Source organism: Nocardioides sp. Root151, assembly GCF_001427925.1.
GTDB lineage: Bacteria > Actinomycetota > Actinomycetes > Propionibacteriales > Nocardioidaceae > Nocardioides.
The window spans coordinates 211,003-233,580 of record NZ_LMGG01000008.1 but is presented as its reverse complement, the minus strand read 5'-3'; the positions used below and the strand labels follow the sequence as shown (position 1 = coordinate 233,580).

Genomic DNA, 22,578 nt, shown 5'->3' with positions numbered 1-22,578 from the left:
GAAGGAGGAGGCTGCGCATCTTCATGACGGGAACCACTTTAGCGCACCCTCGCGACCGTGACAGGGTGGGTCCATGCCTCAACTGCTGGTTGTCCATCACTCCCCCACCCGGTCGCTGCAGGCCCTCACCGAGGCAGTCGTCGCCGGCGCCTCCGACGACGAGATCGAGGGCGTCGAGGTCGTCGTACGACCGGCCCTGGAGGCGACCGCCGACGACGTGCTGGCCGCGGACGGCTACCTGCTCGGCACCAGCGCCAACTTCGGCTACATGTCCGGGGCGCTGAAGCACTTCTTCGACTCGACGTTCCTCCAGGTCGGCGGCGCGCTCGATCCGAGCGGCGGCGCCGGTCCCGGTGACGACGCGAGCCCCACTGCCAAGCGCCCCTACGGCCTCTACGTCCACGGGCGCTACGACACCACGGGAGCGGTCCGCTCGGTGCAGTCGATCATCGGCGCCCTCGGCTGGCGCCAGGGTTACGACGTCCTCGAGGTGCTCGGCGACGTCGGGGAGGCCGAGACGGAGGCCGCCTACGAGCTGGGCGGTACGATCGCGGCACTGCTGACGACCTAGAGGACTCCCCACGTGCCCCCTGTACGACGACTGCTGCCGGCCGTCGCACTGCCGATCGTGCTGGTCCTGTCCGGATGCGGAAACGACGACGGCAGCGACCGTGTCGACCCCGCCCAGCTGGACGCGGTCGAGGCCCCCGAGCTGGGCGCGTGCCGCGACCTCGAGCCGGGCGACGTAGAGAAGAGCAGCAACGCGACCAAGACCGTCGACTGCGCGGAGACGCACACGGCCGAGACCTACGCGGTCGGCCCCCTGCCCGCGACCTACGACGAGGCCGACTACGACGACGACGGACTGGCGCAGTTCGCCTACGAGCGCTGCTCCGGCCAGTTCGAGAAGTTCCTGGGCGCCGACGAGTCGCTGGTGATGCGCACCGTGGTGAGCTGGGCGTGGTTCCGCCCGTCGGAGAAGGCCTGGGACAAGGGCGCGCGGTGGTACCGCTGCGACCTGGTCGGTGGTGGTGAGCAGTCGAAGGAGTACGTCGACCTCCCCGAGACCGCCAAGGGCCTGCTCACCGGGCGTCCCGAGGACAAGTGGATGGTCTGTGCCGAGGGCCCGACCGTGGTCGGCGAGGTGAAGGTGCCGTGCTCGGAGAAGCACAACTGGCGTGCCGTCACCACGATCAAGGTCGGCACCGACGACGAGTCCTACCCGGGTGACCGGCTGGTCGAGGTGAAGACCCGCGACTTCTGCTCCGACTCGGTGGGCGCCTGGATGAACTACCCGGTCGACTACGAGTACGCCTACACCTGGTTCCACAAAGCCGAGTGGGACGCCGGCAACCGGCGCTCCATCTGCTGGGCAAGGACACCCCGATGACCCGCCTCCTCGCCAGTCTCCTGCTCGCGCTCGGACTCCTCGCGGGATGCTCGGACGGATCTGACAAGTCCGCCGACCCGGACCCGACCCCCAGTGCGTCCACCACCCCGCCCGCCCCGGCGAAGCCGGCACCCCGCCCGAAGCCGGGCACCTGCCACTCCCTGTCGTACGACGCCGCGGTGGCCCCCACGTTCGACGCGAAGACCGTGTCCTGCAAGGCGAAACACACCGCCGAGACCTTCTTCGTCGGCACCCTCGACACCGTCGTCGACGGACACCTGGTCACCGTCGACTCCGATCGCGTGCAGCAGCAGGTCTCCAGCGCCTGCCCGCGCGAGCTCGCCGGCTTCCTCGGCGGCTCGGCGGAGGACCTGCGCCTCAGCATGCTCAGCACGGTCTGGTTCAGCCCCACCGTCGAGCAGTCCGACGAGGGCCAGGACTGGTTCCGCTGCGAGGTGATCGCGATCGGCGGACCCGAGGAGCTCCTGCTGCTCGACGGTCCGACGCAGGGCGTGCTCGGCACCGACGCGGGCCGCGCCACGTACGGCATGTGCGGCACCGCCAAGCCGGGCGCCACGGACTTCGAACGCGTGGCCTGTGCCCGTTCGCACTCGTGGCGCGCGGTCGGCACGGTCGACGTACGACCGGCGAAGGGTGGCGCCTATCCGGGGGCCGAAGCCGCCCGCGACGCCGGCCAGTCGACCTGCGAGGACACCGTCCGCGACCTGGCCGACGACCCGCTCAAGTTCACCTGGGGCTACGAGTGGCCGAACAAGAAGCAGTGGTCGGCCGGCCAGCACTACGGCTTCTGCTGGGCGCCTGAGGCCTGAGCACGGCGAAGCCGAGGACTCAAACCCGCGGTGCCAGCTCCGTGACGATGTCGAGGTGCCCGGCGTGCCGGGCATACTCGGCCAGCACGTGGAAGCAGATCCACTCCAGGGTCGGAGGGTCGTGCGCGAAGCGGCCACCGGGCGCGGCAACGGCGTCAGGGGCGAAGTCCCGGAGCACTCGACGCGTCCGCTCGGCTGTCCGCTCCAGGCCTGCGGCCAGGTCGGCTGCCGTCACCTCCGGCGCCACCTCCCACCTGGCCCGGGCCAGCGTCTCGTCGGAGTCGTCCGAGACCCACGGCTCGTCGGTGTTCCAGTCCCCCCAGGGATCGGCCACTGGTTCGCCGAGGAATCCCCACACGAACCAGCGCTGCTCCATGTGCAGGCAGTGGCTGAGCAGCTCGATCGGGGTCCACCCGCTCGGAACTCGCGGCGTGCGCTGCTCGCCGGCTGACAGGGAGAGGACGCCGTTCACGATGTCGTCGCGCACCCAGTCGAGGTAGTCGGCCCATCTGGCCTGCCCCGCTGGCCCCGACTTCGCCGGCTCGGCCACGTTGCGGGCCACCCGGTTGTCCTCGCTCACGTGGCCCACCGACTCAGAAGCCGAGCTTGCGCAGCTGGCGCGGGTCGCGCTGCCACTCCTTGGCCACCTTGACCCGCAGGTCGAGGTGCACGGGGGTGCCGAGCATGGCCTGGATCTGCATGCGGGCATCGGTGCCGACCTGCTTCAGGCGCGACCCCTTGTGGCCGATCACGATGCCCTTCTGCGAGTCACGCTCGACGTAGAGCCATGCGTGGATCTCGAGCAGGGGCTTGTCCTCGGGGCGGTCCTCGCGCAGGCCCATCTCCTCGACGACGACCGCGATGGAGTGGGGCAGCTCGTCACGCACGCCTTCGAGCGCGGCCTCGCGGATCAGCTCGGCGACGATCGCCTCCTCGGGCGCGTCGGACAGGTCGCCGTCCGGGTAGAGCGGTGGGCCTTCCGGAAGCATCGCGGTGAGTACGTCGGCCAGCAGCTGCACCTGGTCTCCGCTCTTGGCCGAGACCGGCACGATCTCGGCCCACTCCGTGCCGGTCTGCTCCCCCAGCGCCTGGATGGCGAGCAGGTGCTCGCCGATCTGCTCGGGCGTGGCCAGGTCGGTCTTGGTCGCGATGGCGACCTTCACGCTGCGCCGGACCTTCGAGAGCTCCTTGACGATGAACGTGTCGCCGGGACCGATCTTCTCGTTCGCCGGGAAGCACACGGCCACCACGTCGACCTCGGCCCACGTGGTCTTGACGAGGTCGTTGAGGCGTTCGCCGAGGAGGGTGCGCGGGCGGTGCAGGCCGGGGGTGTCGACGAGGATCAGCTGCGCGTCGTCACGGTGCACGATGCCGCGCACGACGGTGCGGGTGGTCTGCGGCTTCGAGGAGGTGATCACGACCTTCGAGCCGACCAAGGCGTTGGTCAGCGTCGACTTGCCGGCGTTGGGACGACCCACGAAGGAGACGAAGCCGCTGCGGTAGCCCTCGGGCCGTTCGCCGTGCAGGGGTCCGGCCGGTGCCACGCCGCTGACGTCGAAGTCCTTGTCGTGCTCATTCATTCCGTCTCCCGTGCTGCGTCGTAGTCGGCCCAGATCTCTTCATCACTCTTGCCTGCCGCCTTGCCTGCCCGGTAGATCGGGCCGGGGTCGACCGCACGCGGCTGGCGCTTCAGCGCCGCACGCCAGTAGCCCATCACGTCGTACTGCGTGCTCGGCAGCTTCACCTCGCGCATGAGGTGCTTGCGGATCGCCCGCATCTGGGCGGACTCCCCCGCCATCCAGAAGTAGCCGGGGCCCTCGGGCCACGGCAGCGACTCGGTGAACGCGGCCAGGTTGCTCTGCCCGGGGCCGGGCGGCTCCAGCCAGGTCAGGTCGCCGGACTTCTCCAGGGCCTCCGGGAAGTAGCCGTCGATCCGCTCCGGGGACTCGGCCCACACATGGGCTCGTACGTCGGGGCCGAGCTCCTCGATGATCCTCGCCATCGCCGGCAGCCCGGTCATGTCACCCACGAGGTAGAGCCACCGGCTCTCCTCGGGCATCGCGAAGGAGCCCTTGGCCTCGGTGATCGTGACGGTCTCGCCGGTGCAGTCGCGCATCGCCCACTCGGTGACCAGGCCGACGTCGTGGACCACGACGTCGAGCACCAGCTCGACGCCGTCCCATGACCGCACGGTGTAGTAGCGGGACTGGAACTGGCCCGGCACGACCAACCCGACCCACTCGTCGCTGATTCCGGTGGAGGTGAATCGGGCCAGCCCCTCACCGCCGAGGGTGAGGCGCACGAGGTGCGGCGAGATCTCCTCACGCCGCAGCACCTGCGCGGCGTACTGCTCGGCTCGGGTGCTCACCGGACAAGGTTAGTCGCCCGTGCCCGGGCCGCGCGCATCCGCTGCCGGGGCGCGAGCCACGAGCCCACCGGCACCGTCCTGTCCGAGGCGCACCAGCATCGCGGCCTCGGGGTCGCTCACTGCCTCGACCTGACCCGGGCCGAGGATTGCGTCGGCGAGCAGCTGGCCCTCCCCCACGGGACAGCGCAACCAGTCGCAGCGACGAGGACATCGCGATGAAAGCCTCGTGCAAGCATGCCCCGGCACGCTGCTGCAATGCCACTGGAAACCGATGACCGAGCCGCCCAGCTCCGCGCGCTGCCCCGGACCCGCACGCTGGTCGTGTGCCTGGCCCTCTTCCTGGAGGGCATGAGCTCGTCGGCCATCAACGTGCAGATCGGCGCCGTGGAAGGTGAGTTCGCCCCCGGCCCGGTCGAGCTCCAGCTGATCGCAGGCGTCTTCCTGATCTCCTACGCCGGCCTGCTGCCCCTGGCCGGTCAACTGGTCGATCGGAGCAACCGCCGGACGCTGTTCCACCTCGGCGTCGTCCTCTTCGGGCTCGGCAGCCTGGCCTGTGCCCTCGCGCCCGCTGCCGCCTTTCTCGTGGTCGGTCGGTTCACCCAAGGTGCCGGTGCCGCGTTGAGCGCCCCCGCCGCCCTCGCCCTGATCACCGCGGGCCTTCCCGAGGGGCCCGCCAGGAACCGCGCCGTGACGACGTACGGCGCCATGGGTGCGGTCGGGTTCTCGACCGGGCTGGTGGTGCCGGGTGCACTGGTCACGGCGCTGGGCTGGCGCTCGAGCTTCCTGGTGCTCGTGCCGATCGTGTTGCTGGTCCTGGCCGCGACGTGGCGGATCCCGCCCTCGGTGGCTCACCGCAGCGGCCGGTTGGACCTGCCGGGAGCGCTGCTCCTCACCGTGGCCCTGGGCCTGGCGCTCAGCCTGGTCAGCGGGGTCGGCAGCCTCACCGTCGGGCCGCTCGGTGCCGGCGCCGGGGTGTTGGTGCTGCTCGTCGGCGTGCTCGTGCGCAGGGGCGGCGTGGGCGGCATCCCGCGCAGCACCTTCGGGCGCCCCCGGGTGCTCGGGGCCGGTCTCGGACTGGCGGCTGTCTTCGCTGGTGTGCTCTCGTCGATGTTCGTGCTGAGCCTCGACCTGCAGGCCGGAGGCGGGATGGACGCCTACGAGGTCGGGCTCCTGATCCTGCCCCAGCCGTTGGCCTTCTCGGCCGCCTCCCGGGCCGGGGCAGCAGCCGTGGGTCGTCACGGTCCGGGCCGGACGCTGGCCGTGGGGATGCTGCTGATCGCGACCAGCCTGGTGCTGCTCGCCACGGTCACTCGCGGTCCGTCGGAGGTGCGGATCCTGATCGCGATGGCCGCGATCGGCGTCGGCATGGCGCTCAGCTTCCCGGCCGCGTCGATCGCCGCGATCGACGCCACGCCCGAGGCGCTGCGCGGGACCACCGCCGGTCTGCTGACCACGGCCCAGAACGTCGGCGGGGCACTCGGCCTGGCCGTGGTCACCGCGCTCGACGTCGTGCCTCGGGAGCACGGGGACAGTGCCACCCCGGGGCTCCTGGTCGCCGCGGCCCTCATCGTCGGCGGTGGACTCGCCGCCGTGGTCGCTGCCCGTACGCGTGCCCCGGAGGGAGCCCACGCATGCTGATCGCCTGCGACCTCGACGGCACCCTGACCTTCGACGGAACGTGCCCGGCCCAGCCCCTGGTCGACGTACTCGAGGACTTCGCGGAGCGGCCGGACGTCAGGCTGGTGCTGGCCACCGCCCGTTCCCCGCGGTGCCTGCGGGACTGGTTCGGGCGCCTGGCGCAGCGGATCGACCTGGTCTGCTGCAACGGGGCCCTGCACCTGCCGCCGGGCGGCCTGCCGGCGACCGTCCGCGCACTGCCCGCCGCGTCGGTGGGTCGGCTGCTGGAGCGGTTGGACCGGGCCGGGGTCGGCTGGTGCGCGGAGTACGGCGACCACTTCGTGGCCCGCGACGCGACGGCGCTGCCGTGGTTCGGAGACCGTGCGCGACGACGCATGGCCCCCGGTCAGCGGCCACCCCTGGACGGCGTGCTCAAGGTCAGCATCGAGGAGTCACGACGCGGGCTGCCCGCTGCGGCCGGACTGCCCGGAGTCGTCACCCTGCCGCACGCGACCGGCGACATGGACGTCGTCGCGGCGGGCGTCGACAAGTCCGTGGCGGTTGCGGGCCTCTCGTCGACCGGGGCCGCCGACCTGGCCGTGGGCAACGACCTCAACGACCTCGCGATGCTGCGCTCTGCCCGGCGTGCCGTGGTGGTCGGCGACGGTCTTCCGGCCCTGGACGACGTGCCGCACGTGCGCAGGGTCGCGGCCCACCCCCGGGACGTCGAACGGGCGCTGCTGGACGCCGTGCCGCAGGTCGGCATCGCCTGACCCGCGGCACGGCCCCTCGTGCCTGGTTCAGGCGATCCAGTCGGGACGCAGCGGGAAGCCGCTTGCGCCGCGTTCGTCGTTGCGGGTGGCGAGCACGTGGTGCAGCTCGATCTCGTCGCGCTCGAACCCGATCCGCGAACCGGCCATGTAGATGCCCCACACCCGGGCCGTGCCCTCGCCGACCTCGGCGACGCACTCGTCCCAGTTGGCCTCGAGGTTCCGGCACCATCCGGCGAGGGTCATCGCGTAGTGCTCGCGGATGTTCTCGGTGTGCTGGACCTCGAGTCCGGCGTCCTGGGCGGCGGCCACGATCGTGCCCGAGCCGATCAGCTCGCCGTCGGGGAAGACGTAGCGGTCGATGAACGCCCCGGTCTCGGTCGGCCGGTTGTGCGGGCGGGTGATGCTGTGGTTGAGCAGTCGCCCGCCCGGGCGCAGCTTCTCGCGCAGGAAGGTGAAGTACGACGGGTAGTTCCTCACCCCGATGTGCTCGGTCAGGCCGATCGAGCTGACCGCGTCGAAACCGGTCTCCATGACCTCGCGGTAGTCGAGGTGTCGCACCTCGGCCAGGTCACCGAGCCCTTCACGGTCGATGGCCTCCTTGGCCCATTGGGCCTGTTCGAGCGAGAGGGTCACGCCGAGCGCCTTGACGCCGTACTCGCGTGCGGCATGGCGCACCATGCCTCCCCAGCCACAGCCCACGTCGAGCAGGCGTTGACCGGGTTGGAGGTTGAGCTTGCGGCAGATCAGGTCGTACTTCGCGGCCTGGGCCTCCTCGAGGGTCGCCTCGGGGGTCTCGAAGAGTGCGCAGGTGTAGGTCATCGACGGACCGAGCACCATCTCGTAGAACCGGTTCGAGACGTCGTAGTGGTGCTTGATCACCTCGGCGTCACGGTTCATCGAGTGGCGCAGGCCCTCGAAGGCGCGACGCCAGCGCGGCAGGTGCTCCTGCGGCGGCACCGGCGGCGGCCTCAGCTTGTCGATGCCCAGTCCGCGCACCAGGCGCAGCGCCTCGCTGACGCTGGGTCGGCGGAACTTCAGGTGGTTGACCAGCAGCGCCATCGCCTCGTAGGGGTCGCCCGGATGCACTCCGCGGAGCTCCAGGTCGCCCATCACGTAGGCGCGGGCCATGCCGAGGTCGCCGGGCGCGGTCATGATGTAGGAGAGCCCGCGCTCGTTCTTGAGATGCAGCTCGATCTTCGCGTCAGGTGGTCCGGCGACGCTGCCGTCGTACGCACTGAAGCGCACCGGGGAACCGTCGTGGAGAAGGGAATCGATGGCCTGCCCGATGGTCACGGAGTCGGTCATGCTCACTGGCGTTGCACCGCCTTGTCATAGAGAGAGGTGAGTCGGTCGTGTGGGTCGTAACGCTGTTTCACGGCGGCCAGGTTGGCGCCGTCGTAGAGTCGGTCGAAGGTGGCTCGGTCGTAGAACGCCTCGGAGTAGAGCGACTTGTGCCCGCCGAGCTCGTGCACCTTCGCCTCGATGGCGCGGTTCCGGGGAGCGTCGTCGGCGTCCTCGCCGACATGCACGGTGCCCCAGAATCCTGCGTTGACGTAGGTCGTGCCGGGCTCGAGCGGGTACGACGGCCAGCGGGTGCCGGCACCACGCAACCGCAGCGGGCACAGCCACACGGGGCGCATGCCGACGGCCTCGTCGAACCAGTGGAGGAAGTCGGGCAGCCGGTCGACGGGGACCTCGACGTCCTGGATGACGCGTTCGCGACGGGGCCGTCCGGCCCGGCGGTCGAGGCGGTCGGCGATGCCGAAGCGGCGGTCGAGGCCGACCAGCTTGTGGTAGACGTCGGAGCGCCGCCAACGGCGCGGCCAGAGCCGGCGGATCCGCGGGTTGTGCAGCCCGAACGCGCCCGAGCACCAGAACCAGTCGGTGTCCCAGCGCCAGAGGTAGTCGTTCATGGTCAGCACGTCACGCTGCCGCTGCTGGATGGACCGGTAGTAGATGCCACTGCCCGTGTAGTCGCTCGGTTCGCCGGTCGCGGCATCGCTCCACCGGGCCAGGGTCAGGTAGAGCTCGCCCGGTTCGAAGGCCACGCCGTCGAGTCCGTCGACGCTCTCGCCCTCCCACTCGCCGGACTCGACGATGGTCTCGATCGCCTTGCCCAGCTGGGCCGCGTCGTCGAAGCGGACATGGCGGAGTGCGACGAACCCGGGCACCTCCTCGAGCTCGATCTTCAGCCGGACGGCGTAGCCGAGCGAGCCGTAGGAGTTGGGGAAGGTGGCGAAGAGGTCGGAGTGCTCGTTGTCGGTGCGCGCGGTGATCACCTCGGCGTCACCGGTGAGGAGGTCCATCTCGAGGACAGACTCGTGGGGCAGGCCGTTGCGGAAGCTGGTCGCCTCGATGCCCAGGCCGGTGACCGCTCCACCGAGCGTGATCGTGCGCAGCTGCGGCACGACGAGCGGGATCAGGCCGTGCGGCAGGGTCGCCTCGACGAGGTGCTCGTAGGTGCACATGCCCTGCACGTCGGCGGTGCGGTTGGCGACGTCGACCTCGATCACGCCGTCGAGCCCGGACACGTCGAGGCCCGGCACGCTGGTGCTGGAGCGGGGCCGGAACAGGTTCGAGGTGCTCTTCGCGAGCCGCACGGGGGCGCGCTCAGGAATCGCGGCGTACGACGCCAGCAGACGTTCCACGGCCTCCCGGTGGTTCTCCCACCCACGCACGATGGTCACAAGAACACGGTAGCGCCTCACTGCTTGCACTCACCAAGGGGTATTCCCGATACTCCCTGACGTTCCGGCCCTCCAAGCCCGATACTCCCTGACGTTTCGGCCCTCGGCAGGACCGGAACGTCAGGGAGTATCCCCGGAAGTGGACCGGAACGTCAGGGAGTATCGGAGGGATCAGACGAGGTGGAGGGGGACGCCGGGGCCGGCGAACTCCTCGACCACCGCGAGATCGGCCGCGGAGGCGGGACCGTCGGCACCACCGTCCCGCATGAGTACGACGGCCTCGAGGCCGGCCGATCCCGACGAGGAGGCCATCGCCACGCACACCTGGATCGCGGAGAGCTTGAGCGACGGGAGGTCGACCGAGCCGGCGGCGTAGGTGCGTCCGTCGGTGTCGCGCACGGCGGCGCCTTCCGTGGCGCGGGTGCGGGCGCGCGTGGCGCGGGCCAGGGTGACGAGCTTGGCGTCTTCGGGGGCGAGGTCAGGCATGCGGCTCAGCGTAGTCGTCGGCGTCGGCCCTCCCGGGCGGTGGTTCGGCCTTGCTGATCAGCACCGTGCCGATGCGGTTGCGCCTGCCGGCCGACTCCTCGGCCTCGAAGCGCAGGCCGTGCGACTCGACGACCGAACCCGGGATCGGGACCCGGCCGAGCTCCTTGGCCATCAGACCACCGACCGAGTCGACGTCCTCCTCGACCTGCACGTAGCCGGGGAACAATTCGTCGAGGTCGTCGACCGGGTAGCGCGAGGAGACACGGGTGCTGCCGTCCTCGAACACCTCGATCTGGATCTCGCCCTCGTCGTACTCGTCGGTGATCTCGCCGACGATCTCCTCGAGGACGTCCTCGATGGTGACGATGCCGGCGGTGCCGCCGTACTCGTCGACGACCACGGCGATGTGCTGGCGGCGGGCCTGCATCTCGGAGAGCACGTCGTCCGCCGGTTTGCTGTCGGGCACCCAGTGCACCGGGCGCAGGTGCTGGTCGATGCGCTCGGTGGTCTCTGCGTCAGCGTTGTCGAAGACCCGCTTGCTGACGTCCTTGAGATAGGCGAAGCCGACGATGTCGTCGAGGTTCTCCCCCACGACCGGCATGCGGGAGTAGCCGCTGCGCAGGAACAGCGACATCGTCTGGCGCAGGTTCTTGTTGCGGTCGACGTACAGCACGTCGTTGCGGGGCACCATCACCTCGCGGACAGTCGTGTCACCGAGCTCGAAGACGGAGTGGATCATCTTGCGCTCGCCGTCCTCGATGACACTGGAGGCCTCGGCCATGTCGACCAGCTCACGCAGCTCGGTCTCCGTCGAGAACGGTCCGTCGCTGAACCCCTTGCCGGGCGTGAGTGCGTTGCCGATCAGGATCAGCAGCTGCGGGATCGGGCCGAGGATGCGGGTGACCCACTGGATCGGCGCGGCGCAGAGCAGGGCGACGGTGATCGCGTGCTGGCGGCCGAGGGTGCGCGGCGCGACCCCGATCGCGACGAACGAGACGACCAGCATGATGCCGATCGAGATCAGGATCCTGGCCCACGACGCATCGACGCTGCCGGAGACCAGCCGGGTGACGAGCACGATCGCCGAGACCTCGCACAGGATGCGCAGCAGCAGCGTGGTGTTCAGGTAGCGGGCCGGGTCGTCGAGGATCGCCAGCACCCGTTTGGCACCGGCCTTGCCCTCGGCGGCTATCTCCTCGGCGCGGGCGCGCGAGAAGCTGGACAGTGCGGCGTCGGCGGCCGAGAGGAGACCGGCGAGGAGAACGAGGACGGCTGCTGAACCCAGCAGCCAGAGATCGCCACTGGTCATTGGGCACGCCACTCGGCGAGGAGCCGGTCCTGGAGACCGAACATCTCCTTGTGCTCCTCGGGCTCCGCGTGGTCGTAGCCGAGGAGGTGGAGGATGCCGTGCACGGTGAGCAGCTCGATCTCGGCGTCCCGTGAATGCCCAGCCGTGACCGCCTGCTTGCCGGCGATCTCGGGGCACAGCACCAGGTCGCCGAGCACGCCCTCTTCAGGCTCCTCGTTGACCAGGCCGGGACGCAGCTCGTCCATCGGGAAGGCCAGCACGTCGGTGGGGCCGTCCTTCTCCATCCAGCGGGCGTTGAGCTCGGCGATGGTCGCCTCGTCGACGGCCTTGATGCAGAGCTCGGCCTGCGGGTGCACCCGCATCTGGTCCATCACGAACCGGCTCAGCATCGACAGCTGGTGTACGTCGAGCTCGTGACCCGACTCGTTGAGCACCTCGATGGTCACCGGTGCTGGTCCTTCCGGGCGGAGTCCCGGGCGTCGAAGGTCTCGTAGGCCGCGACGATCTTGCCGACCAGCCGGTGGCGCACGACGTCGTGGGCGGTGAGCCGGTTGAACGAGATGTCGTCGACGGTGTCGAGGATGCCCTCGACGATGCGCAGCCCGGACTTGGTGCCGGACGGCAGGTCGACCTGGGTGACGTCGCCGGTGACCACGATCTTGGAGCCGAAGCCCAGCCGGGTCAGGAACATCTTCATCTGCTCGGGCGTGGTGTTCTGGGCCTCGTCGAGGATGATGAACGAGTCGTTGAGCGACCGGCCGCGCAGGAACGCCAGGGGCGCCACCTCGATGGTGCCGGCGGCGAGCAGCTTGGGGATCAGCTCGGGGTCGAGCATGTCGTGCAGGGCGTCGTACAGCGGCCGCAGGTAGGGGTCGATCTTCTCCGTGAGCGTGCCGGGGAGAAAGCCGAGCTTCTCGCCGGCCTCGACGGCGGGGCGGCTGAGGATGATGCGGTTGACCTGCTTGGACTGCAGTGCCTGCACCGCCTTGGCCACGGCCAGGTAGGTCTTGCCGGTGCCGGCCGGGCCGATGCCGAAGGTGATCGTGCTCTTGTCGATCGAGTCGACGTAGCGCTTCTGGTTCAGCGTCTTGGGCCGGATGGTGCGGCCGCGGTTGCTCAGGATGTTGAGCGAGAGCACGTCGGCCGGGCGCTCGGTGGTCTCGGCGCGCAGCATCGACACGACCCGCTCGACGGTCTCGTCGGTGATGCCCTGGCCGGTGCGGATGATCGTCACCAGCTCTTCGAGGAGTCGCTCCACGAGCGCGATCTCGGCCGGCGCGCCCTGGAGGGTCACCTGGTTGCCACGCACGTGTACGTCGGCCTCGAAGGCGCGCTCGATCAGGGACAGGTGTTCGTCGTTGGGCCCGAGCAGGCTGACCATGTTGACGCTCGACGGCACGACGACGGTGTGCTTGGTGGTCGGGCCGCGGGAGCCGGACTCGCTCTGGGTGTCTGTCATGAGGACTCCATGCTACGGCGCGGCACCCACCGGGTCACACCGGCTTTTCGCGACAGGGCCGCCACGGCCTCGGCATCGGCGGCGTCATCGGTGATCAGCTGGGAGATCGCGCTGGCGTCGCAGATCCGGGCCAGCGCCACCTTGCCGCGCTTGTGCGATCCCGCGACGACGCTGACCCGCTGGGCGCTGCTGACCATCTCCGCGTTGATGCCGGCGCACGGCCGTCGCCGACGAGGTGACCCGCCTGCTGCGGCTCCTGTCCGGCTCGGTCGTCAGCGCGGACTGACGAGCGCCGTCAGCGCCGGCCGCCGTACGCGACCGTCAGCCCGGGGGCCAGGTCAGGTCGCGCCCGCCGAGCACGTGCAGGTGGGCGTGGAAGACCGTCTGCTGCGCGGCCGCCCCGGTGTTGAACACCGCGCGGTAGCCGGGCAGGTCCTCCTTCTCGGCGACCTCGCGGGCAGTGGTGAACAGTTCGGCCAACGCCGCCGGCTCGTGGTCGGCCAGCGACGCGGCGTTCTCGTAGTGGCTGCGCGGCACGACCAGGAAGTGCGTCGGCGCCTGCGGTTGCAGGTCTCGGAAGGCGACCGTGAGATCTGTGGCGTGCACGATCTCGGCGGGCAGGTCGCCGGCCACGATCTTGCAGAAGATGCAGTCGTCAGGGGGAACGGGTGCACTCATGCAGGCCACACTAGAGGTGGCACCGCGAGCAATGAAGGGCCCCCGGCGTGTAAACCGGCGGAGCGACCCGCGCGTGCCACTAGCGTGATGACCCATGCACCTCCGACGACGACGGACCGCCCAGTGACCGGCGACGGCCGGCCCGGCGACGCCGACTCCGCGGTCGAGCAGCTGTACGCCGCCCACTGGCGCTCGCTGGTCCGCCTCTCGGTGCTGCTGGTGCGTGACACCGGCACGGCCGAGGAGATCGTCCAGGACGCGTTCGTCGCGATGCACGGGCGGTGGGGCAGGTTGCGCGAGCCGGAGAAGGGCCTCGCCTACCTGCGCCAGGCCGTGGTGAACCGGTCGCGGTCGGTCCTGAGGCACCGCAAGGTGGTCGACCGGCACCTCGAGGTCGAACGCCACCGCGGTGTGCCCCTCGCCCCCGGCGCCGACGAGCACGCCCTCGAGCAGGCGCGGCGCGAGAGCGTCCTCGACGCTGTGGCCGCACTCCCCCGACGCCAGCGCGAGGTGATCGCGCTGCGCTACTACCTCGATCTCACCGAAGCACAGATCGCGGACACCCTCGGCATCAGCCGCGGTGCCGTGAAGAGCCACGCGTCGCGTGGCGCCGAGTCGTTGCGCCAGCACCTCGGAGAACTCCTGGAGGACCACTCATGAACCGCCCCGAGAAGAACGACCCGCTCCGGGAGCTGATCTCCGACGCGGTCTCCGACGTGGAGCCCGCAGACGGGCTCGAGTCCATCCGCAACCGAACGAAGGTGACCAGCATGAGCACTCGCCGACCCTGGATCTACGGCGCCGGTGGCGCCATCGTCGCCACCGCTGCCGTCATCACCGCGATCGCGTTCGCCGGGAACTTCGGCGACGGTGACTCCGCCGACCCCGGCCCGGCCGGGAGCTCGTCGGCCGGCACCACCGATGGTGCGACCGACGACGTCACCGTCGAGGACCCGTCGGCCTTCACGACCGAGGGCGAGACCGACCCGGCCGACCCACCGGCGGTACTCGTCACCGTGCCGGTCTACTACATCGGTGACGGCCCGGGGGGCAGCGTGCTGTTCCGCGAGTTCACCAAGCTGCGACCGGGATCCGGGCAGAGCAATGTCGAGGCCGCCCTCGGGATGGCCGTCAGCGGCACCCCGATGGATCCCGACTACCGCCAGCCGTGGCCGGACGGCACCAAGGTCGACACCACGGCCGAGACGATGCAGGGCGACGTGATCGTCGTACCCCTTCTCGAGGGTGGCACGCCCTTGCACGACCGGCCCGACGGCATGAGCGAGCGCGACGCCCAGCTGGCGATCGAGCAGCTCGTCTACACGGCACAGGCCGCCGTCGGCAAGGGTCGACTGCCCGTCCAGATCCTGCTCGATGGCGAGCACAGCGACACGGTCCTCGGCGTACCCACCTCGGAGCCCCTCGCCAACGCCGACGTGCTCGACACGCTCTCGCTGATGAACGTGACGGCGCCCGTCGAGGGAGCCGAGGTGTCCGGGTCGTTCACCGCAACCGGCGTCAACAACAGCTTCGAGTCGAACGTCCAGTGGCAGGTGCTCAAGGGCGACAAGGTGGTCAAGGACGGCTTCGGCACCGCCGAGGGCTGGGGCATGGATCGCCTGTTCCCCTGGAAGGTGAAGGTCGACGTCAGCGGCCTGGCCCCGGGCGAGTACACCTTCAAGGCGATGAACGACGACCCCACCGGTGGTGCCGAGGGCAACGGGCCGGACGTCGACACGAAGACCATCGTCGTCAAGTGAACGCCTAGGTTGGGGTCGTGCAGCTCACGCCACGCGACCTCAACCGCACCTTGTTGGCCCGCCAGCACCTGCTGGAGCGCACGACGATGCCGGTCCCGGCGATGGTCGCGCACCTGGTCGGCCTGCAGGCCCAGGCCAACCTGCCGCCGTACCTCTCGCTGGCCGCACGCCTGGAGGGCTTCGACCCGTACGACGTGAGCGCCGGCCTGACCACGAAGGCTCTGGTCCGACTGCTGACGATGCGCGGCACCGTGCACCTGCTGGTGCCCGACGACGCGCTGTCGCTGCGGCAGTGGACGCAGCCGCGCCAGGACCGCGAACGCGCCGCCAGCCAGAACACCGCGGCCGCGCTGCACCTCGACGCCGGTGAGTTCGCGACCGCCGTCTCCGAGCTGCTCGCCGACGCCCCGCTCTCAGGCAAGGACCTCGGCCTGCGCCTGGAGGAGCGCTTCCCCGGCGTGCCGCCGACCGCCCTGACCAACCTGGCCCGCGTGGACCTTCCCCTGGCCCAGCTGCCTCCGCGCGGCTGCTGGCAACAGGCGGGCGGAGTCGTCTACCAGTACGTGGACCGATGGCTGGAGCGATCGTTGGTCGAGCCCGATCCCCCGGCGATCGTCCGCCGCTACCTGCGCGCGTTCGGGCCGGCCACCGCTGCCGACGTGACCGCCTGGTCGGGCATCACCCGGCTCGGTCCGGTGGTCGCCGGGATGGACGACCTCGTGCGGCACACCGAGGAGAACGGCCGGGCACTGTTCGACGTCGAGGGAGCGCCGATCGTGAACGCTGAGGCGGCGGCGCCGGTGCGCCTGCTCGGACAGTACGACAACGTGTGGCTCTCCCACGCTGCGCGCGATCGGGTGACCACGGCGCTCAACCGCAAGCGCTGGATGGGACCGAACGGCGGGATGGCGAACACGGTCTTCGTCGACGGCATGCTCGAGGGGCTGTGGCGGGTCCTCGACGACGCCCTCGAGTTCGAGCTGTTCCGTGACCTGACCCGTGCCGAGCAGCAGGAGCTCGACGCGGAGGCCGCGCGGGTCGAGGCGCTACTTGCCTCGTGACTCCGGTCCGGGGATCACCGGCACCCGCTCCACGCCGTACACCAGCGAGCTGTGCCGGAAGCCGAGGTCGGAGTCGGCCAGCTGCATCTGCGGGAAGCGGCGCACCAGCGCGGGGAAGGAGGTCCGCAGCTCCATGCGGGCCAGCTCGGAGCCGATGCAGCGGTGCAGGCCGTGGCCGAAGGCCAGGTGGCCGTGTGCCGGCCGGGTCGGGTCGAACGCGTCGGGCGCGTCGCCGAAGACCGGGTCGCGGTTGACGCCCGGGACCGAGACCAGCACCACGTCGCCCTTGTGCACCCGGTTGCCTCCCACGGTCATGTCCTGCTTGGCGAACCGCGGGAACGCCACCTGCACCACCGAGAGGTAGCGCAGCAGTTCCTCGACCACCGGGTTCACCGACTCGTCGTCGTCGCGCAGCCGCTCCCAGGTGGTGCGGTCGCCGAGCAGCACGGCCGTGCCCATCGCGAGCATGCCGGCACTGGTCTCCATGCCGCCGGTGAAGACCCCGTCGGCGAGCCCGGCCAGGTCGTAGTCGCTGATCTCGTCGCCGTGCTCGCGAAGGATCTGGCCGATCAGGCCCGGACCGGGCTCGGCGCGTTGCCGGCGGGTGGCCTCCTTGAGGAACTCCCGCGAGTCCGAGATGGCACCGAGCGTGCCGTAGCCACCCTCGGTGACGTCGAACCGGGCGCTGCCCAGCCCGCGGAAGATCTCGCGGTCGTGGTCGGGCAGCCCGAGCAGCTCGCAGATCACCAGGAACGGCACGGGGAACGCGAAGGTCGGCACGAGGTCGACGACCTCCTCATCGCGGGCACGCGCGGCGATCTCGTCCAGCTGTTGCTCGACGATGCGGGTCACCATCGGGCGGATGCGTTCGAGCCGGTGCATCGTGAACTCGGGCGTGATCAGCTTGCGCAGCCGCGTGTGGTCGGGCGGATCGGTGAAGCCGAGACCGCCGATGTCGCCGTCGGACGCGCCGCGCTTGCCGACGTACGGGCGGATGTCGGTGCTGTACGCCGTCGGATCCATCAGCACCTCGCGGCCCTCGTCGAGCCCGGTGACGAGCCACACGTTCATCCCCAGCAGGGCGGTGAGGTGATGGACAGGGGCCTCGCTGCGGGTCTCGGCGAGGCGGGGCTGGGGGTCGAAGCCGTTGCGGGCCAGGGGCCAGCCGAGTGCGTCGGGCACCTTGTCGAGCCGGGACAGGTCAATGGTCTGGGCCGGCATCAGACGCAGCAGGGTCTTGCGCACCAGCCCCTGCAGCTGTCGCTTCATCACACTCATGCCTCCAGCATCACCGAGTCCGTGCTGCCTCACATCGGGGTTCTCCCCGAGTGCGTCCCCCATTCAAACCCTCCTCCGGTCACGACCAACGGTCAGTGCCCGCCAACAACGCGGCCACTGCGGCCAGCCCGGCGGTGGAGGTGCGCAGGACCTCGCGTCCCAGGCGCACGGGGCGAACCCCCGCGGCCTCGAAGGAAGCGAGCTCCTCGTCACTGATGCCGCCCTCGGGACCGACCACCACCACCATGGTGACACTCCCCTGCACAGAGATCGCGGACAAGGGCTCCGTGGCGCCTTCGTGGAGCACGACGGCCACCCCGGCCTCGCCGAGCAGGGCGACGACGTCCTCGGTGGTGGCCAGCGGCGCCACCGTCGGGAACCAGGCGCGCCGGGACTGCTTGGCCGCCTCGCGTGCCGTGGCCGCCCACTTCGCGTGTGACTTGGCCACGCGGTCACCACGCCACACCGCCACCGACCGGGACGCTGCCCACGGCACGATCACGTCGACGCCGATCTCGGTGAGCACCTCGACTGCGAGCTCTCCGCGGTCACCCTTGGGCAGGGCCTGGACCACCGTGACCGACGGGGCCTGACGCTCCTCGTGGCGCGGCTCCGCCACCTCGACGGTGAACACCCGCTTGCCCGTGGTTGCCACGACTCCGCGGGCCGACGTACCAGCACCGTCGGTGAGCACGACGTGCTCCCCGACCCGGAGCCGGCGTACGGCGACCGCGTGGTGGGCCTCGTCGCCGGAGATCTCCACCACGTCACCTGCGGCCACACCCGCGAGGGTGGGCACCAGGTGCACGGGCAGCGACATCAGTGGTTGAAGGCGTCGCGGAGGCGACCGAAGACGCCCTTGTGGGTGGCCTGGACGCTGCCGTCGGGGGTCTCCTCGCCACGGAGGGCGGCGAGCTCGCGGAGCAGCTCCTCCTGGCGCGGGTCCAGGCGGGTCGGGGTGTCGACCACCACGGTCACGATGAGGTCACCGCGGCCGACGTTGCGCAGGCCGGGAACCCCGCGTGCACTGAGCGTCTGGGTGGCGCCGGACTGGGTGCCGGGCCGGATCTCGAGGGCGAAGCTGGTCTCGACATCGGAGTCGTCACCGGCCAGGTCTGCCTCGAGCGTCGGCAGGGTCAGGGAGGCACCCAACGCGGCCGCGGTCATCGGCACCGTCACCGTGCAGTGCAGGTCGTTGCCGTGGCGGGTGAAGGTCGGATGGGGAGCGACGTGGATCTCGACGAACAGGTCGCCGGCCGGGCCACCGCCCGGGCCGACCTCGCCCTGGCCGCTGAGCTGGACACGCGTGCCGACGTCGACCCCGGCCGGGATCTTCACGGTCAGGCTGCGGCGCGAGCGCACGCGACCGTCGCCGGCACACTCGCGGCAGGGGTCGGGGATGATCGTGCCGAAGCCGCGGCAGGCCGCGCAGGGGCGCAGGGTGCGGATCTCGCCCAGGAACGAGCGCTGCACGTGGGCGACCTCTCCCGCGCCGCGGCAGGTCTCGCAGGTGATCGGCTTGCTGCCCGGCGCGGCACCGTCGCCGTGGCAGGCCTCGCACTGGATGGCGGTGTCGACCTTGAGCTCGCGGGTGACCCCGAAGGCCGCCTCGGCGAGCTCGATCTCGAGGCGGATCAGGGCGTCCTGGCCGCGGCGCATCCGTGGTCGCGGTCCACGACCGCCCTGGCCGGCCTGGCCCTGGCCACCGAAGAAGGCGTCCATGATGTCGGTGAAGGAGAACCCGGCGCCCTGGCCGAACCCGCCGGCGCCCATGCCGCCGCCGAAGGGGTCGCCGCCGCGGTCGTACGCCGCACGCTTCTGGGGGTCGCTGAGCACCTCGTAGGCCAGCGAGACCTCCTTGAACTTCTCCTGGGTCTCGGGGTCGGGGTTGACGTCGGGGTGCAGCTGTCGGGCCAACCGTCGGTAGGCCTTCTTGATGGCGTCCGCATCCGCGTCTCGTGACACGCCGAGGAGTTCGTAGAGGTCCTGGCTCATGAGTCCTTCTGGTTCGTGGTGGTGATGATCGAGTGGGTCACGCTTCGTTGAGGATCCGCGAGACGTAGCGGGCCACGGCGCGAACGCTGGCCATGGTGCCCGGGTAGTCCATGCGGGTGGGACCGACGATGCCGAGGGTGGCCAAGGCCTGCTCCTGCGGGCCGTAGCCGGTCGCGATCACGCTGGTGGTGGCGAGTTCCTGGTAGGGGCCCTCGTGTCCGATGCGGACGGTCACGGCGTCGCCGTCGCCGGCCTCACCGAGGAGCTTCAGGAGCACGACGTGCTCCTCGAGCGCCTCGAGAAGGGGTCTGATGGTGGTGTCGAAACCGTCGCCGAAGCGGGCCAGGTTCGCCGTACCGCCGACGGCGACGCGAGCGTCGGAGCGGTGGTCGGACATCGCCTCGACCAGCGCGGCGACGACGGCCGTGGCCACGGGCCGGCCGGCTGGCGGCAGCTGGTCGACGACGTCGTCGAGGGCCAGGGCCGCGACGGCGATGACCTCGCCGATGGCAGCCCGGTTGACCAGGGTGCGCAGCTTCTGGAGATCGTCGTCGCCGAGGTCGCCGTTGAGGTCGAGCACGCGCTGCTCGACGCGACCGGTGCTCAGGATCAGCACCAGCAGCAGGCGGTTGGGGGTCAGGGCGACGATCTCGACGTGGCGCACGGTGCTGCGGCTCAGCGTCGGGTACTGCACGACCGCGACCTGGCGGGTCAGCTGGGCCAGCAGTCGCACGCTGCGCTGCACGACATCGTCGAGGTCGACCGCGCCCTCGAGGAAGGATGCGATCGCGCGCTGCTCGGCGGCGCTCATCGGCTTGACCGTGGTGAGTCGGTCGACGAAGAGGCGGTAGCCCTTGTCGGTGGGCACCCGGCCGGCGCTGGTGTGGGGCTGGGTGATGAACCCCTCCTCCTCGAGCGCGGCCATGTCGTTGCGGACCGTGGCCGGCGAGACACCGAGCTGGTGCCGCTCCACGAGGGCACGCGAACCGACCGGCTCCTCGGTCGAGACGTAGTCCTCGACGATCGCCCGGAGCACGGCAAGGCGGCGGTCCTCGACCATGGTCGTCCTCCTCGATGCTGGCACTCCGACTTTACGAGTGCCAATGCTACTCGGCAGGCCCCGCGAACGCCGAAGCCGTGCCGTGAGGGTCTGGTCACCCCATGTTCATTAGGTTAGGCTGCCCTAAGTTTCAAGTAGAGAGCGAGTCCATGACCACCACCAGCCCGTCGTCCGACCCGGCCAGCCTGGCCGCCCACGCCCGCAGCATCCTGTCCTGCCCCGAAGGCGTCAGCCTCGTGGTCGAGGGCGCCGAGTACGACCTCGACGAGGGCGTCTCACTGCACGACGACGCGGGCACGCCTACTTTCTTCGCGCCGTTCGGCTGCACCGTCGACCGGGCTGCGGGCGAGAACCGCAACGCCCTGCTGCGGGTCACCGGCCGACTCGACGCCGACAATGAGGTCCGCTCGCACGTCGTCCTGGCCGGCACCCTGCGGGTCCAGGGCGAGTGCTGCCACGAGGACACACTGCGAGTGGTCACGCTCGAGATCGGGATGGTCTCTCTCGTCCTGACCGGCGACGGCCATCCGGAGCGCCACCTCACCGTGCCGACCTCGCAGTTCCGGCACCCGGCCCACCGCCTGAACCGCGGCTACCTGCACAGCTGCGCGCAGCATGCCAACGAGTGCCACCAGGACGAGCTGCTTCGGGCGGTCGCCCTCGCCACGGGCACGCCGCTGGGCCAGCTGGCCGGCGTCACCCTGGCCGACCTGCGTCCCGCGGGCGTCAGCCTCCGGTGGATCGACGCCTCCGGCTCGCACTCGCGCGAGATCGCCTTCTCGGTGCCGGCCCGCAACCCCGAGGAGCTGGCCGGCCTGCTCAGCGCCCACCTCCACAGCGACCTCTGCTGACCCTTCCCGCGAACCGTGCATTCTTGATGCGCGAACCGTGGATTCTTGTGTCGCGAGCCTGCAGTTGTTGATGCGCGAGCCTGCAGTTCTTGCGGTGACGCGGCACGGCCGTACGGCGTCCGCGGGCCACGTCCTAGTCTGGCCGGATGGCTACTCCCCTGGTCGAGGTCGCGGATCGTGTCTGGGTCGCGCGACACGAGTGGTTCGACGTCAACGTCACGGTGATCGGTGGCACCACCGGCCTCGTGGTCGTCGACACCCTTGCCTCGACGCGCGAGATGCGCGGCACCCTGGACGCCGTACGACGCCTCGGTGAGGTGGTCGCCGTGGTCAACACGCACGAGCACTTCGACCACGTGCTCGGCAACTCGCTCTTCGACGGCCTCCCGATCCATGCGCACGAGGAGACGGCGGCCGCACTCGAGCGCTTCCGCGACGACCGGCCGGCGTACGACGGCGAGCGGGGCGAGGAGATCGACGCCTCCCCCGTCATGGTGCCCACCGACACGTTCTCGTCCGCGCGCGTGGTCGACCTGGGAGATCGACAGGTCGAGCTGCTCCACCCCGGTCGCGGCCACACCGCCGGCGACATCGTGGTGCGCGTGCCGGATGTGAACGTCGTGGTCACGGGCGACCTCCTCGAGGAGTCCGCGCCACCGGCGTACGGCGAGGACTCGTGGCCCATGGACTGGCCCACCTCGCTGGACCTCGTCATCTCGCTGATGACCGACGAGACGGTCGTCGTACCGGGCCACGGGGCGGTCGTGGACCTCGACTTCGTGCACGAGCAACGCGGTGGGATCGGCGTCGTCGCGGAGACGATCCGCGACCTCGCCGGGCGCGGCATCCCCGCGAGCCAGGCGCTGGCCGAGGGCGAGTGGCCCTGGCCACACGAAGCGCTGCGGCACGCCGTCGCTCGCGGCTACGAGCAACTCCCCCGCGCGTCGAAGCGGCTCCCGCTGATCTGATCGGGCTA

The 22,578-nt window shown here is 70.5% G+C and carries 26 protein-coding genes; 10 read left to right on the top strand and 16 right to left on the bottom strand.

Annotation, left to right across the window (positions count from 1 at the left end; all coding sequences use genetic code 11):
- Nucleotides 1-73 precede the first annotated feature (73 nt).
- Genes ASD66_RS23910 through ASD66_RS23900 form a run of 3 tightly spaced genes read left to right on the top strand, consistent with a single transcriptional unit; the run spans nt 74 to nt 2,220 of the window.
- Entirely contained in the window at nt 74-571 is a 498-nt protein-coding gene (locus ASD66_RS23910) for a flavodoxin family protein (protein ID WP_056892479.1), read from the top strand.
- A 12-nt stretch (nt 572-583) separates the two neighbouring features.
- Nucleotides 584-1,390, top strand: a complete 807-nt coding sequence (locus tag ASD66_RS23905; protein WP_056686729.1) for a septum formation family protein — start codon at nt 584-586, stop codon at nt 1,388-1,390.
- Entirely contained in the window at nt 1,387-2,220 is an 834-nt protein-coding gene (locus ASD66_RS23900; protein WP_056892478.1) for a septum formation family protein, read from the top strand. Before ASD66_RS23905 ends, ASD66_RS23900 begins: the two co-directional genes overlap by 4 nt.
- 19 nt (nt 2,221-2,239) lie before the next feature.
- Here the strand turns inward: ASD66_RS23900 and ASD66_RS23895 are convergent, their stop codons facing one another.
- The 4 genes from ASD66_RS23895 to ASD66_RS24635 are packed head-to-tail and all read right to left on the bottom strand — an operon-like array spanning nt 2,240 to nt 4,765.
- Nucleotides 2,240-2,800, bottom strand: a complete 561-nt coding sequence (locus tag ASD66_RS23895) for a DUF664 domain-containing protein (RefSeq protein WP_235530255.1) — start codon at nt 2,798-2,800, stop codon at nt 2,240-2,242.
- A gap of 13 nt (nt 2,801-2,813) precedes the next feature.
- Nucleotides 2,814-3,800: a GTPase Era gene (era, locus tag ASD66_RS23890; RefSeq protein ID WP_082564054.1), complete on the bottom strand. Its 987-nt coding sequence runs from the start codon at nt 3,798-3,800 to the stop codon at nt 2,814-2,816.
- Entirely contained in the window at nt 3,797-4,588 is a 792-nt protein-coding gene (locus ASD66_RS23885; RefSeq protein WP_056892477.1) for a siderophore-interacting protein, read from the bottom strand. The genes era and ASD66_RS23885 overlap by 4 nt, the downstream gene beginning before the upstream one ends.
- A gap of 9 nt (nt 4,589-4,597) precedes the next feature.
- On the bottom strand, nt 4,598-4,765 hold the full coding sequence (locus tag ASD66_RS24635; protein WP_156388886.1) for a hypothetical protein: 168 nt from the start codon (nt 4,763-4,765) through the stop codon (nt 4,598-4,600).
- A 78-nt stretch (nt 4,766-4,843) separates the two neighbouring features.
- Here ASD66_RS24635 and ASD66_RS23880 point away from each other — a divergent pair, with 78 nt between their 5' ends.
- On the top strand, nt 4,844-6,226 hold the full coding sequence (locus ASD66_RS23880; RefSeq protein WP_056892476.1) for an MFS transporter: 1,383 nt from the start codon (nt 4,844-4,846) through the stop codon (nt 6,224-6,226).
- Nucleotides 6,220-6,978 (top strand): HAD family hydrolase, encoded by a 759-nt coding sequence (locus tag ASD66_RS23875; RefSeq protein WP_056892475.1) that lies wholly within the window; start codon nt 6,220-6,222, stop codon nt 6,976-6,978. Before ASD66_RS23880 ends, ASD66_RS23875 begins: the two co-directional genes overlap by 7 nt.
- Before the next feature lie 27 nt (nt 6,979-7,005).
- Here the strand turns inward: ASD66_RS23875 and ASD66_RS23870 are convergent, their stop codons facing one another.
- The 8 genes from ASD66_RS23870 to ASD66_RS23835 all read right to left on the bottom strand — a co-directional run bounded on the left by ASD66_RS23870 (nt 7,006) and on the right by ASD66_RS23835 (nt 13,597).
- Nucleotides 7,006-8,283, bottom strand: coding sequence for an SAM-dependent methyltransferase (locus ASD66_RS23870; protein ID WP_056892474.1), 1,278 nt, complete (start codon nt 8,281-8,283; stop codon nt 7,006-7,008).
- A 2-nt stretch (nt 8,284-8,285) separates the two neighbouring features.
- Nucleotides 8,286-9,665, bottom strand: a complete 1,380-nt coding sequence (locus ASD66_RS23865) for an FAD-binding oxidoreductase (protein ID WP_082599708.1) — start codon at nt 9,663-9,665, stop codon at nt 8,286-8,288.
- Nucleotides 9,666-9,836: 171 nt separating this feature from the next.
- Nucleotides 9,837-10,151 carry a hypothetical protein gene (locus ASD66_RS23860; RefSeq protein ID WP_056686711.1) on the bottom strand — a complete coding sequence of 105 codons (315 nt, stop codon included), beginning with the start codon at nt 10,149-10,151 and terminating at the stop codon, nt 9,837-9,839.
- Entirely contained in the window at nt 10,144-11,460 is a 1,317-nt protein-coding gene (locus ASD66_RS23855; RefSeq protein ID WP_056686709.1) for a hemolysin family protein, read from the bottom strand. Before ASD66_RS23855 ends, ASD66_RS23860 begins: the two co-directional genes overlap by 8 nt.
- Complete coding sequence (gene ybeY, locus ASD66_RS23850) at nt 11,457-11,906, bottom strand: rRNA maturation RNase YbeY (protein WP_056686706.1); 450 nt, start codon at nt 11,904-11,906, stop codon at nt 11,457-11,459. Before ybeY ends, ASD66_RS23855 begins: the two co-directional genes overlap by 4 nt.
- The gene (locus tag ASD66_RS23845; protein ID WP_056686703.1) at nt 11,903-12,919 is read right to left on the bottom strand and encodes a PhoH family protein; all 1,017 of its coding nucleotides are present in this window, start codon (nt 12,917-12,919) and stop codon (nt 11,903-11,905) included. Before ASD66_RS23845 ends, ybeY begins: the two co-directional genes overlap by 4 nt.
- Nucleotides 12,916-13,116 (bottom strand): hypothetical protein, encoded by a 201-nt coding sequence (locus ASD66_RS23840; RefSeq protein WP_056892473.1) that lies wholly within the window; start codon nt 13,114-13,116, stop codon nt 12,916-12,918. Before ASD66_RS23840 ends, ASD66_RS23845 begins: the two co-directional genes overlap by 4 nt.
- A 124-nt stretch (nt 13,117-13,240) precedes the next feature.
- Nucleotides 13,241-13,597: a histidine triad nucleotide-binding protein gene (locus ASD66_RS23835; protein WP_056686697.1), complete on the bottom strand. Its 357-nt coding sequence runs from the start codon at nt 13,595-13,597 to the stop codon at nt 13,241-13,243.
- 87 nt (nt 13,598-13,684) lie between these two features.
- On the opposite strand from ASD66_RS23835, the gene ASD66_RS23830 reads away from it, so the two are divergent.
- From ASD66_RS23830 to ASD66_RS23820, 3 genes are read left to right on the top strand one after another with little or no spacing between them, the layout of a single operon-like run.
- Entirely contained in the window at nt 13,685-14,257 is a 573-nt protein-coding gene (locus ASD66_RS23830) for a SigE family RNA polymerase sigma factor (RefSeq protein WP_056686693.1), read from the top strand.
- Nucleotides 14,254-15,357: a Gmad2 immunoglobulin-like domain-containing protein gene (locus ASD66_RS23825; RefSeq protein WP_056686690.1), complete on the top strand. Its 1,104-nt coding sequence runs from the start codon at nt 14,254-14,256 to the stop codon at nt 15,355-15,357. The genes ASD66_RS23830 and ASD66_RS23825 overlap by 4 nt, the downstream gene beginning before the upstream one ends.
- Nucleotides 15,358-15,374: 17 nt before the next feature.
- Complete coding sequence (locus ASD66_RS23820; RefSeq protein WP_056892472.1) at nt 15,375-16,418, top strand: winged helix DNA-binding domain-containing protein; 1,044 nt, start codon at nt 15,375-15,377, stop codon at nt 16,416-16,418.
- On the opposite strand, the gene ASD66_RS23815 is transcribed toward ASD66_RS23820, so the two are convergent.
- The 4 genes from ASD66_RS23815 to hrcA form a co-directional block, all read right to left on the bottom strand.
- The gene (locus tag ASD66_RS23815) at nt 16,404-17,696 is read right to left on the bottom strand and encodes a cytochrome P450 (protein WP_056892471.1); all 1,293 of its coding nucleotides are present in this window, start codon (nt 17,694-17,696) and stop codon (nt 16,404-16,406) included. The genes ASD66_RS23820 and ASD66_RS23815 overlap by 15 nt on opposite strands.
- A 79-nt stretch (nt 17,697-17,775) precedes the next feature.
- Nucleotides 17,776-18,516, bottom strand: a complete 741-nt coding sequence (locus ASD66_RS23810) for a 16S rRNA (uracil(1498)-N(3))-methyltransferase (RefSeq protein WP_056892470.1) — start codon at nt 18,514-18,516, stop codon at nt 17,776-17,778.
- Nucleotides 18,516-19,691, bottom strand: coding sequence for a molecular chaperone DnaJ (gene dnaJ / locus ASD66_RS23805; protein ID WP_056686678.1), 1,176 nt, complete (start codon nt 19,689-19,691; stop codon nt 18,516-18,518). The genes ASD66_RS23810 and dnaJ overlap by 1 nt, the downstream gene beginning before the upstream one ends.
- Before the next feature lie 37 nt (nt 19,692-19,728).
- Entirely contained in the window at nt 19,729-20,751 is a 1,023-nt protein-coding gene (hrcA, locus tag ASD66_RS23800; RefSeq protein WP_056892469.1) for a heat-inducible transcriptional repressor HrcA, read from the bottom strand.
- A gap of 149 nt (nt 20,752-20,900) precedes the next feature.
- Between hrcA and ASD66_RS23795 the strand changes: the two genes are divergently transcribed.
- A complete protein-coding gene (locus ASD66_RS23795; protein WP_056892468.1) occupies nt 20,901-21,602 on the top strand; it encodes a hypothetical protein in 702 nt (233 codons plus the stop codon).
- A 146-nt stretch (nt 21,603-21,748) separates the two neighbouring features.
- Nucleotides 21,749-22,570 carry an MBL fold metallo-hydrolase gene (locus ASD66_RS23790; protein ID WP_056892467.1) on the top strand — a complete coding sequence of 274 codons (822 nt, stop codon included), beginning with the start codon at nt 21,749-21,751 and terminating at the stop codon, nt 22,568-22,570.
- Nucleotides 22,571-22,578: the final 8 nt, after the last annotated feature.

Excerpts from the sequence above, each read along its gene's own strand:
- ASD66_RS23910 (WP_056892479.1), top strand. The coding sequence starts at position 74 with ATGCCTCAACTGCTGGTTGTCCATCACTCCCCCACCCGGTCGCTGCAG.
- ASD66_RS23900 (WP_056892478.1), top strand. The coding sequence starts at position 1,387 with ATGACCCGCCTCCTCGCCAGTCTCCTGCTCGCGCTCGGACTCCTCGCG.
- era (WP_082564054.1), bottom strand. The coding sequence starts at position 3,800 with ATGAATGAGCACGACAAGGACTTCGACGTCAGCGGCGTGGCACCGGCC.
- ASD66_RS23880 (WP_056892476.1), top strand. The coding sequence starts at position 4,844 with ATGCCACTGGAAACCGATGACCGAGCCGCCCAGCTCCGCGCGCTGCCC.
- ASD66_RS23875 (WP_056892475.1), top strand. The coding sequence starts at position 6,220 with ATGCTGATCGCCTGCGACCTCGACGGCACCCTGACCTTCGACGGAACG.
- ASD66_RS23870 (WP_056892474.1), bottom strand. The coding sequence starts at position 8,283 with ATGACCGACTCCGTGACCATCGGGCAGGCCATCGATTCCCTTCTCCAC.
- ASD66_RS23860 (WP_056686711.1), bottom strand. The coding sequence starts at position 10,151 with ATGCCTGACCTCGCCCCCGAAGACGCCAAGCTCGTCACCCTGGCCCGC.
- ASD66_RS23855 (WP_056686709.1), bottom strand. The coding sequence starts at position 11,460 with ATGACCAGTGGCGATCTCTGGCTGCTGGGTTCAGCAGCCGTCCTCGTT.
- ASD66_RS23845 (WP_056686703.1), bottom strand. The coding sequence starts at position 12,919 with ATGACAGACACCCAGAGCGAGTCCGGCTCCCGCGGCCCGACCACCAAG.
- ASD66_RS23840 (WP_056892473.1), bottom strand. The coding sequence starts at position 13,116 with ATGGTCAGCAGCGCCCAGCGGGTCAGCGTCGTCGCGGGATCGCACAAG.
- ASD66_RS23835 (WP_056686697.1), bottom strand. The coding sequence starts at position 13,597 with ATGAGTGCACCCGTTCCCCCTGACGACTGCATCTTCTGCAAGATCGTG.
- ASD66_RS23830 (WP_056686693.1), top strand. The coding sequence starts at position 13,685 with ATGACCCATGCACCTCCGACGACGACGGACCGCCCAGTGACCGGCGAC.
- ASD66_RS23825 (WP_056686690.1), top strand. The coding sequence starts at position 14,254 with ATGAACCGCCCCGAGAAGAACGACCCGCTCCGGGAGCTGATCTCCGAC.
- ASD66_RS23815 (WP_056892471.1), bottom strand. The coding sequence starts at position 17,696 with ATGAGTGTGATGAAGCGACAGCTGCAGGGGCTGGTGCGCAAGACCCTG.
- ASD66_RS23810 (WP_056892470.1), bottom strand. The coding sequence starts at position 18,516 with ATGTCGCTGCCCGTGCACCTGGTGCCCACCCTCGCGGGTGTGGCCGCA.
- dnaJ (WP_056686678.1), bottom strand. The coding sequence starts at position 19,691 with ATGAGCCAGGACCTCTACGAACTCCTCGGCGTGTCACGAGACGCGGAT.
- hrcA (WP_056892469.1), bottom strand. The coding sequence starts at position 20,751 with ATGGTCGAGGACCGCCGCCTTGCCGTGCTCCGGGCGATCGTCGAGGAC.
- ASD66_RS23795 (WP_056892468.1), top strand. The coding sequence starts at position 20,901 with ATGACCACCACCAGCCCGTCGTCCGACCCGGCCAGCCTGGCCGCCCAC.
- ASD66_RS23790 (WP_056892467.1), top strand. The coding sequence starts at position 21,749 with ATGGCTACTCCCCTGGTCGAGGTCGCGGATCGTGTCTGGGTCGCGCGA.